This window comes from Sebaldella sp. S0638, from assembly GCF_024158605.1.
GTDB lineage: Bacteria > Fusobacteriota > Fusobacteriia > Fusobacteriales > Leptotrichiaceae > Sebaldella.
In genome coordinates this window covers 1-10,268 of sequence record NZ_JAMZGM010000100.1, presented here as the reverse complement: position 1 = coordinate 10,268, position 10,268 = coordinate 1, and the positions used below count along the sequence as shown (strand labels likewise).

At 32.7% G+C, this 10,268-nt stretch carries 8 protein-coding genes; 1 reads left to right on the top strand and 7 read right to left on the bottom strand.

The window, feature by feature from the left end; genetic code table 11:
* Positions 1-148: 148 nt before the first annotated feature.
* The 4 genes from NK213_RS17545 to NK213_RS17530 all read right to left on the bottom strand — a co-directional run bounded on the left by NK213_RS17545 (position 149) and on the right by NK213_RS17530 (position 5,002).
* Entirely contained in the window at positions 149-3,019 is a 2,871-nt protein-coding gene (locus NK213_RS17545; protein WP_253351596.1) for a VIT domain-containing protein, read from the bottom strand.
* Positions 3,020-3,217: 198 nt separating this feature from the next.
* A complete protein-coding gene (locus tag NK213_RS17540) occupies positions 3,218-3,763 on the bottom strand; it encodes a hypothetical protein (protein WP_253351594.1) in 546 nt (181 codons plus the stop codon).
* A 28-nt stretch (positions 3,764-3,791) separates the two neighbouring features.
* Positions 3,792-4,487, bottom strand: coding sequence for an aspartate/glutamate racemase family protein (locus NK213_RS17535; protein WP_253351592.1), 696 nt, complete (start codon positions 4,485-4,487; stop codon positions 3,792-3,794).
* A gap of 299 nt (positions 4,488-4,786) precedes the next feature.
* Positions 4,787-5,002, bottom strand: coding sequence for a hypothetical protein (locus tag NK213_RS17530; RefSeq protein ID WP_253351590.1), 216 nt, complete (start codon positions 5,000-5,002; stop codon positions 4,787-4,789).
* A 504-nt stretch (positions 5,003-5,506) separates the two neighbouring features.
* Between NK213_RS17530 and NK213_RS17525 the strand changes: the two genes are divergently transcribed.
* Positions 5,507-6,793: a helix-turn-helix transcriptional regulator gene (locus tag NK213_RS17525; protein ID WP_253351588.1), complete on the top strand. Its 1,287-nt coding sequence runs from the start codon at positions 5,507-5,509 to the stop codon at positions 6,791-6,793.
* Between the two features lie 101 nt (positions 6,794-6,894).
* Here the strand turns inward: NK213_RS17525 and NK213_RS17520 are convergent, their stop codons facing one another.
* The 3 genes from NK213_RS17520 to NK213_RS17510 form a co-directional block, all read right to left on the bottom strand.
* Positions 6,895-7,320 (bottom strand): hypothetical protein, encoded by a 426-nt coding sequence (locus NK213_RS17520; RefSeq protein ID WP_253351586.1) that lies wholly within the window; start codon positions 7,318-7,320, stop codon positions 6,895-6,897.
* Between the two features lie 40 nt (positions 7,321-7,360).
* Positions 7,361-8,128, bottom strand: coding sequence for a hypothetical protein (locus NK213_RS17515; RefSeq protein ID WP_253351584.1), 768 nt, complete (start codon positions 8,126-8,128; stop codon positions 7,361-7,363).
* 105 nt (positions 8,129-8,233) lie between these two features.
* Positions 8,234-10,153 (bottom strand): ABC-F family ATP-binding cassette domain-containing protein, encoded by a 1,920-nt coding sequence (locus tag NK213_RS17510; protein ID WP_253351582.1) that lies wholly within the window; start codon positions 10,151-10,153, stop codon positions 8,234-8,236.
* Positions 10,154-10,268 lie beyond the last annotated feature (115 nt).

The following is a 10,268-nucleotide window of genomic DNA, read 5'->3' as shown; positions in this document are numbered from 1 at the left end:
TATCTCCTAAAGAATATTTGAAAAAAATTTCATAATAGACAAGATAAATGTGTCCACATTATTGACATAAGTACATACAGATATAAAAACAGGAGAATGTATCTAAAGTTATTTTAATACATTCCCCTGCTGCTTTTATACCATCTTTTTACTTTCCGTCATACATAAATTTTCCTATGTCTATGAATTCTCTGACACTTTCCACTCTTCTTGTTATTATCTGTCTTTTTTCATTTTTTGATCCGTAATTTGTAATAATTTCCAGTCTGACTATTACAGGCTCTCTCAAAGTCTGCGACTGATCTGCATAATACTCTACCTTTATTTCATACTCACCTTTTTTAGCTTTCTTTATAAGAAGTTCCTCAGGCCCGTATCTGAATGTAGTGTGATTATAGATTATTGCATTATTATCAGAAGTCTGTGAATTGCTGTAATAAACCCTTACCCCGTCAGGCTGTGTCAGCCACAGATCAATTTCCTGATTGTCTTTTGACCAGTCCAGCACTACCCTGTAATCCACAGGCATTGGATAAATCAGCCTTTTATCTACCATATTTATATTCAGTTTACTTTTATTTTTTTCGATAAGATTATTCATCTCATTTATTACTATACCTTTTAACTCCAGTTCATTTGGCGTGCTTTTCTCCAGTATACTGTTCATCAGCTCAAGTGCTTTCTGCTTATCCCCGTTTATTTCATATGCAATGGCCAGATCACGTATTGACTGTAAATCTTCACCTTTCAAATCCAGCACTTTTTCAAATATCTTCACTGCAAGTCCGTTTTCCCCTGTTTCCAAAAGTTTATATCCTAGAATTCTGTAGTATTCATGATTCTCCAAAGATAATTCCGGTATATTAGTCAATACTTTTAATGCTGTATTTTTCTGATTGCTTTTAATCAGAAAATCAGCTGTATCTACATAAAAGAAAGGATTTTTCCCGTATTTTACTTTCATCTCCAAATACTTTTCATAAATATTTTCCGGCTTTACCTTTTTATACTCATTAATATATTCGCTGTTTCTGTCTTTATCTTCATAAACTACTACTCTTAGATCTTTACTTTGATTCTTGCTTTCTGCTTTTTTGCTGTTTACTGCCTTTTCATCCTGTAAGGCGACAGATCCTGATGAAGTTACCATCGTTTTATTTGACTGCACCTCAGTAACAGCAGGCGGCGAAGGTATCTGTACCATATCATTAACAGATTCATATTCTTTATTTTTTTCAATATTTCTTCCCGGTCTTTCAGAATTCAACACAGGTTTGTTATACCAGTCTTTTCTTCTCTCAAGCACTCTTACACTTTCTTCCAGACCATTCTTTCTGGCATCAGCCTCGTTCTTTTTTCTGTATGCCATCTGTCTGTTATACTCATCCAAAAGCTCTGAAGGCGGCACTATTTCATATCTTACATAGTCCTCCACCCTGTCCAGTACTATAAGAGAAGTTTCATTAGTCACAAGAGAATACTTTTTGGCAGTTTCCAGTATTTCTTTTTTATTTTTATCATAATTTCCGCTCAAATTCTCTATTTTTTTCTCTGCCCATATCTTACTTATATTATTTGAATTCGTGTCTGCGGAAATAAATATTTTTCTTGTTTCCGTGATAATATTCCCAAAACCCAGATTTACAGTTATCTCTGCATTATTTCCTTTTAGTATTCCCGAAAAATCAAAGCTCCCCCTTATATCTGACTCCGCTTTAGGATACACCTCGTCTATCTCGGATTTATTATATTTATATGATACGAGATTCAAATAATTATATTTCATCTTATCAAACTCTGAATCAATATCTTCTCTGTTCAGATCTATTAATTTACCGTTGCTTGCATCAGCCAGATACTTCATAAATCCTCCGTCTGACTCTTTGGAAGAATTAATAAGCATAAACGGCATTCCCGACAGTTTAAATTCGTTAGAATCTATGGTATTTATCCCGTCTGTTACAAAAATTACCTCGTCAGCACTTTTTTTCAGATTTATCTTATTAAACTGCGTCCCTCCGTCATAGGCAAAATTCTTAATAGTCTTTTTCAGCTGATCCCAGTTTCCGTTCTTTATCTGAAAATTTCCCCTGCTCAGGAAATCATTATCTATTGAATATAAACTTATATTTACATTTCCCAGATAAGAGAAATATTTCGTGAGCAGTGCAAGTTCTTTCTCAATATCTCTTTTTTCACCTGAATTTGAAGTATCCCATATCAGTATTATATTTTGAGCTTTTACTTTTTCAGTGTAATAATTATCCTCAAAATTCAGTTTTGCCGTAAAATATACTGCGTCATCTGTTTTTTCAGTATAAACCTTATCTTTTTTGTCAAGGGGAAAACTAATCCTTACATTCTTATCAGGCGTATAGCTTTTCAGTGAAGTTTTCGCATAATAGCCGCTTTCAGCTTTGTCAAATTCCAGTTTCTCTATTTTTTCAATCCAGTTTGGCTTACTTTCCTGCTTAAGCATTTTTATCTCAAGAGAAAAATTATTTACTTTCTGGTTATAATTCAGCGGAAGAAAATAATCAAGACTTCCGTTTTTATTCTTCAGCACTTCTGTATATGCTATTACTACTCTTTTGTAGCCATTTGAAGGTATTGGGTATATTCTGGTCTTATAGTTATTACCCACGGTTTTCTCTATTATTCCGGGGTCTATCTTCTGTCTTATTGTATTTTCATATGCAGTTCTTGCTTTCTCCTTTTCTACCACGACACCTTCCCTTAGTTTTCCATTTACATCAAGAGCGTACCTTGTTACTTTCTGGCCGTCCTGAAGCGGAAAAGTAAACTCTCCTTCGAGAATTCTGCTGTTTGGATTATGAAATGTCATATCATATGTAGTAATACTTATGTCTCCGTTAATTTCCACATTAACCGACATTGTATCCAATACAACAGCCTTTTCTCCGGGATTTTTTATTTCAAGCCTGATACTGCTGACTTCATTACCCCGGATAATCATTCCCAAAATCATGAAAAATGCTAACAATAACTTTTTACTCATTACATCACTCCTTTTTATCTTTTTAGAATAATAATACTATTATATTTTAACCTATATTTCGGGAAAACAAAATCATTTTTTGTAAATAAAAAAAGAGATTGTGCATAAACAGCTTCTTTACTGTAATTCACACAATACTCCCAAATCTTTTATCCATAGTCACAAAATCCCTGTTCCAGCACAGTCTGATTTTATTCCTTACTTTATATCCTTCATCTTTGACATTGCCGCAATCCATTCACCTTCGTTTTTATCTATATTTCCAAGCCATTTTTTATATGCCGCAGTTCCGGGATTATCATGTATTCTGTAAGAAAACTGATACGTCACTACATGCCCGTCTCTCATTAATACTCTGTAAATATTGTACTCGGATATATTTCCCGCTGTAATAATAATACTAACCATTGTTTCCTTCGCTGTATTATTCTCAAGAATTTCTCTTGGTGTTATTTTATAAGGTGAATAAGAATTCTTGATCAAAGCTCCTGTAAATGCATTTATATCCTTGGCATTAGGATATTCCCATATCGAAAACATCTTCTCGAATTTTTCCAATGTTTCCCCGCTTTTCAAATATTCCGTGACCTTATCCGAAGTTGTCCCGTTCCCTGTCTGATAAGCCTGTTTATAAACCTCATTATTAAACTTTATTTCTGACGGTACCTTTACTTCTGCTGACACCATTGTATACAAAAATAACAAACTAAATAAAAATATTAATGCCTTCATACTTTTTTCCATTTTCCCTCCATTTTATGCTTTTTATTGTCTAATCCTTTAACATCTCTTTTACTATTGCCTCAGCATGCAGTTTCATGGAATCAAACACTCTTATATCCAGATCCTTCTGTTCTATGAGCATTGGAATCTCAGTACATCCGAGAATAACACCTTCTGCGCCTTTTTCTTTCAGATTATTTATTATAGTTATAAAATCAGACTTTGACTGCATCTTTACTATCCCGCAGCAAAGCTCGTCATAAATAACTTTGTGTACTCTTTCTCTTTCCTTTTCGTCAGGAATCATTACTTCTATATTATACTTATCATTCAGACGTTTTTTATAAAAGTCTTCAGACATAGTAAAATCCGTCCCTAATAATCCCACTACATTTTTATTTTTTTGAATTATAGCTTCTGCTGTAACATCTGCTATATGAAGAACGGGAAGCCCTGTTCTTTGGGCCACTTCATCTGCTACTTTATGCATCGTATTTGTGCATATTGCCAAAAAGTCTGCACCGGCCTTTTTCAATCTTACTCCGGCATCTACCAGCATTTCCGTTAGTTCATCCCACTGATTTTTATGCTGAAGAACTTCAATCTCTTCAAAATCAAAAGAGTACATTAATATTTTACCGGAATGTAATCCGCCAAGATGCTCTTTTATTCCTTCATTTATCTTTTTGTAATATTCTGAAGTCGATTCCCAACTCATCCCACCTATTAATCCTACTGTTTTCATAGTGTTCTCTCCTTTAACTTTTTGTATATCTGTTCTATTTTTTATAACACAAAAACAGATAAAAAGCCACCAAAAATTATGGTGGCCTTCAATTCCGGAATATCTCTATGCTTAATTCCAAAAAACTCTCTTAAATTTTATTAATACCATCTGTTCTAAAAGTCTGCGGTATCTCTGACTAGGTGTTCCTGTTCGAAAATAAGGTCATTATAATCAAACAGCAGTAAACATACCGGATCTTTTACTCTTCCACACTAACACATCTCCAAATACACTCATTTTAAACTTATTTTTTTTAATTATTTTGTCATCTTTGCCTGTATCTCTTTACCTATTTCTGTCATGTAGTTTGCAAACTTTTCTGCTTCTTTAGGATCAGAAGCTAATTTTTGCGTTATTTCACTGCTTTTTGACGACAGCTCCTGAAATTTCTGCGATAAATCCCCGGCTTTCTCCGGAGTCATATTATCATACTCTTTTGAAAGCTCTGCATATGCATCAGCTAATTTCTGCACTATTCTCCTCTTTTTTCCCGCAGGAAAATATAACCCCCAGTAAAAGCAGACTTAATAATACTTTTCTCATATTTCTTTGTTTCCTCCGTTATTCAATTTCTCATATATGAATTTTAATTTTCGGGTACCCTGCTAACTTTATTTTTTTCTTTGGCTTAAGCTTAATTAATATTATCATATAAAACTCACAAATTCAATGTTTTCAAGCAATACAATACATTTTATTTTTTCATTTTTTAAAACTCTTATTTCAAAAATCGTTTTGCTGCGATTTTACAGGAATATTTCATCAAAAACATCATAAAACCCTGATTTTACATAATCTTCTATCTTCACAATATAATTTTTATTTTTATAAATTCAAAGCAGCCTGTCTGAATTTTATATTGGCATTTTCCGAATTTTTTCTTATTTTCTCACTTTCTTTCACTCTGTTAAATTTGACAAAATATAGTTTTCTTATATAATTAAACTATAATTTATACTTAGTAAAGGAGTTTTTACATGCTGAAAGAAAGAATAAACTATTTATGCAGACAAAAAAATATAAACAGAAAAGAACTGGTACACGGTCTTGTAGCTACCACGCATTTTGCGAATATCCTTGCGGGACGTTATCCGCTTCCTGAAGATGTCGCCGAAAAAATTGCCGAGAGATTGGGAGTAGAAAAGGATTACCTGCTAAAAACCGGCTATATTGATGATAATATCCTGAATCAGGCAGAAAATATTACAAATAAAATTTTTTCCTATGAACTAAATGAGGAACTTATAAATAGTTTTCCTGAAAACAACGATTTTCTTACTCTGGAACTTATACAAAAACTGGCCAAGGCCTCTTTTTTCCTTTTGGCAGCAAGAAAAGAGGAAGCTGCGGCTGTATCAGAAAACTATCTGGACTTTTACCTGAAACAGTTTGAAAACTCTGAAACAGAAATTCCTGTCCCCCTGAAAAAAGCAATACTTTTTTATAAAATGCTGGCTTCAAGAACAGAGCAGTTTTCAGAAGACTCATTACATTACTGTATGGAGCTTCAAAAGTTTTCATATGATAATCCTAACATTTTATTGCGTTTACAGACATTTCAGATAGAATTCCTTGTACAGATACGTAAATTTGAAGCTGTGGAAGAATTAATCGACAAAGCTCTTGCCTTCTGCTATTACGAGGGGCTTCTTTTTCAGCTGACACAGCTGTATATTATGTACAGCGGTTTTTATTATAAAATCGGCTTTATAAACAAGGCTCTGAAGTATCTTGAAAAAGCTGAAAATTCCCTTCAGTACAATGCACTGGAGGATCAGCTCGGATACTCGATTACAATTGCCAATAACCGTATTATTATGAAAATAAAGCTGAAATTCTGGGATGAAATGGAAAACGATATAAATACTTATGAAAGAATAAGTAAAAATGTCAGGGATAATATTCATTTTCCCGCACAGGTTATCTGTTATAAATGTGAACTTTACTATCAGACCGGTAATCTGCCGGCACTTGAAAGTTTGCTAAAAAGTCTTGGAGAACTGGAGAAGAATTTTGATCAGAATATGTCATTGAATTTTTATCTTGGAATTATTGAAGCTTCAAAAGAAAACGAAGAAAAATTTATGGAATATATAAAAATATGTCTCCCATATTATGAAAAATACAAAGTCCATGACAGACTTACCGACATTTATAAAATACTCGCTTCACAGGCGGAAGATAAGAGGCAGTATAAGGTATCTGCCGAGTATTATGCAAAGCTTGTTACTATACTGGAAGAATCCGGGGTCGGGTATATTTAACCGGGTACAGGCTATAATAAAAGAAGGTTCACAATATATGATTTATTGTAAACCTTTTTTATTTTGAGCTTATAATAACTGATTTAAAATTTCACTTTGTTTTATTTTAGAAATAAATAATAGAAAAATATCAAAACTGACAATATCAGCAGTAATACTTTTATTTTTACCATTACATTTTTACTTATTGGAATATCTGTAAATTTAACAAATAATCCCTGCCCAAAATAAAGAGGTGTTACCATTCTGGTAAGCGGCAATGAATAATTTATTATTGTGTATACTTTATTATCAATAGTAATATAGTCTTTATTGGGAATAAATAATTTTTCCTGTAAATAGCAAATACCAAATATTAAAATACTAATTATAAATTCAGTTTTACTCATTTTCTTTTCAAATAATATTATAAACAAAAGGAAAATCAAATAATATAGTTCAGTATGATACTCACTGCTATAACTTGTAGAATATGTAACTATAATCGAAACAATCAAAATAAATATAACTAATTTTATTTTCCCCATCTTAACTCCTTATTCCCAAAGAATTTTCCACCCTTTATTTTCAATTCATCTTCCCTGCATCAACCACATCTTTATATCTGTATGAAAAATTAATAAAAGGAAATATATCCCATAATTCTCTTAATCCTTCATCATCATCTGCTGTTATTTTTTCAATATTTAATTTTTCCAGTATTTTATACTGATCCTCTGTTAAAATACCATATATTTTTTCAGGTAATTGAATCTTGTACACCTCTTGTATTCTCACTCTGTGTATTTCTGAAAATCTAATTTCATAATATCTGTTATCTGCTATTTTTATATTCCAGAAAGATTTATCAGTCCCGGAAAAATTATAACTGATCTGCTTACGAATATTATTCAATTCTATCTTTTTCAAATATTTCAGCCTTTTATCCGTTATTTTTGAAAATACACTTAAACAATCATTCATGGAAAACAGGCTGAGTTTCATATCTACCTGACAGGAAATATTTTTGATGCCTTCTCTCTGATCACCAGTATCCAGGACTATTTTTTCCTGCATTTTCGTCTCATTTACTGCCTCTCTGAGTTCATCCATATCCGGCTCTTTTTCATATATCAGATTATCAATATTATTGTTTATCTCAAATCCGCCTCTATTATATATAGTAAATAATGTAGGTTTATATTTTATAAAAGATACCCCGTCATAATCATTCAGAAATTCGTCTCTTTTATCATTTCTCCTTTTCTCATTCTCATATCTTTCATTTAAAAATAACATAAAAAACATTAGCAGTAACGCCGCTAAAATAAGCTCCCACTTAAAAAACTTCCTCAATTAATACACCTCTTTTTTAGTATTTGTTTATAAAAAAACAAAAATTTTATACATAAGTCAAAATAACCAGTATAAAATTTTTATTATCTAACCCTTGATTTAAAGCTATTCCCCTTCAATTTCTTCCAGCTCAAGATTTATTTTTTCCCATTCATCCATTCTATCAGTTTCCTGCTGTTCCAGAGCATCTATCTTTTCCTGTATCTCAATTAAAAGTCCCACATCGTTCTTTTTCCCGGCTTTGCCATATTCGTCGGCAAGCTTTTCTTTTTCCTGCTCTATATCTTCTATTTCTTTTTCCAGTTTTGCCAGAGCATTCTTAAGTCTTGAAATCTGACGTCCTCTTTCTTTCTGCTCCTCATAGCTCAGCTTTTGCTCCTGCTTACCGGCACTTTCTTTTGCACCTTTCCCGGCGATACTTTCCTTATAATCCTCATAATTTCCGTCAAATACCTCAAGACCGTTTTCATCAAGATAATATATCTTATTGCATATACTGTCCAAAAAGTGTCTGTCATGAGAAACTATAAGCATTGTCCCCTCATAATCTTCCAGCGAATCTTCCAAAACCTCTATTGAATAAATATCCAAATGATTTGTAGGTTCATCCAGTATAAGAAAATTCGGCTTTTCCATAATGAGTTTCATAAAAGACACCCTTACTTTTTCTCCGCCGCTCAGATTTTCTATTTTCTTGGAAGTCTCCTCACCTGTGAACAAAAAACCACCTGCGAGGTTTCTGAGAAATTCCTCTGTAAGATCAAGCCTTGTGTTAAGCTCAGTTATTATATCATTCCTGTAATCAAGATTCTGATGATTCTGATCATAATATCCCGTCTTTACTCTGCTTCCGAATTCTACTGTTCCTTTATCCTGTTTTTCATTCCCGATTATTATTTTTAGAAGAGTAGACTTCCCTATTCCGTTTTTCCCTATTATTCCTACTCTGTCACCCTTATAAAGATCGAAATTTATGTTATTTAATACTTTTTTATCATTATAACTTTTCTCTATATTTTTTACCTTTAATACATTATCTCCTGTAGCTGAAGTTATCTCAAATTTCAGTTTCATTCTGCCCGGATTAAAAACAGGATCATCCATTCTTTCAAGTCTGTCCAGTATTTTCTGCCTTCCTCTTGCCTGCTTGGACTTTATCCCAGCCTTATATCTGGCAATATACTCTTCTGTTTTCTTGATTTTTTCCTGTTCTTTCTCATACCTTTTCATCTCACCCTTTAGTATGAGTTCCTTTTGAATTATAAAGTCTGAGAAATTCCCGTCATACTTATATAATTTTTTGTTTTCCAGTTCAAACATCTTATTACATACATTATCCAAAAAATACCTGTCATGAGATACCAGCAGGAATGCCTTATTATATTTTTTCAAAAAGTCTTCGAGCCATTCTATAGAATACAGATCAAGATGGTTCGTAGGCTCATCGAGAATAAGAAGTTCAGGTTCCTGAAGCAGAAGCTTGGCAAGCGAAACCCTTGCTCTTTCTCCACCGCTTAATTTTTCCAGTGTTCTGTCGTAATATTCCGTCCCCAGTTCCAGCCCTGTAAGTATCTGCTTTATTTTATACTCTAAAGTATAGGCATCTTTAGCCTCGTATTCTGCATTTAATTTTTCCAGTTCCTCTAATATCCCTTCCAGTTCATCAGGTTCCGCCACAGAAAGTCTCATATTGGTCTTCTGGATTTTTCTCCATAGTTCCATTTCATCATGAAATATAGAGAGCATCTCTTCATATACAGTATTTTTCTCATCGGAAAAATTATACTCCTGTGATAAATATCCTATACGCAGATCAGGAAGCTTCGTTATCTCTCCGAACTCGTTATATTCATTCTGGTCATGTGTCTCCATACCAAGAAGTATTCTTATAAGCGTAGACTTTCCGGCTCCGTTCAGCCCCACAAGTCCTATTTTATCTCTGTTTTCTATACTAAATGATATTTTATTCAGTATATACTCACCTGAAAATTGTTTATATACATTTTTTAACTGAATTATAGCCATTATATTCTTCTCCGTTTTTGTTATTATAAATATTATAGTATAATTTACGGCACTTTTCAAACAATGCTTTCTTATTTAATATTATATGTTTAAACCCATGAAAAATCCGCACTAT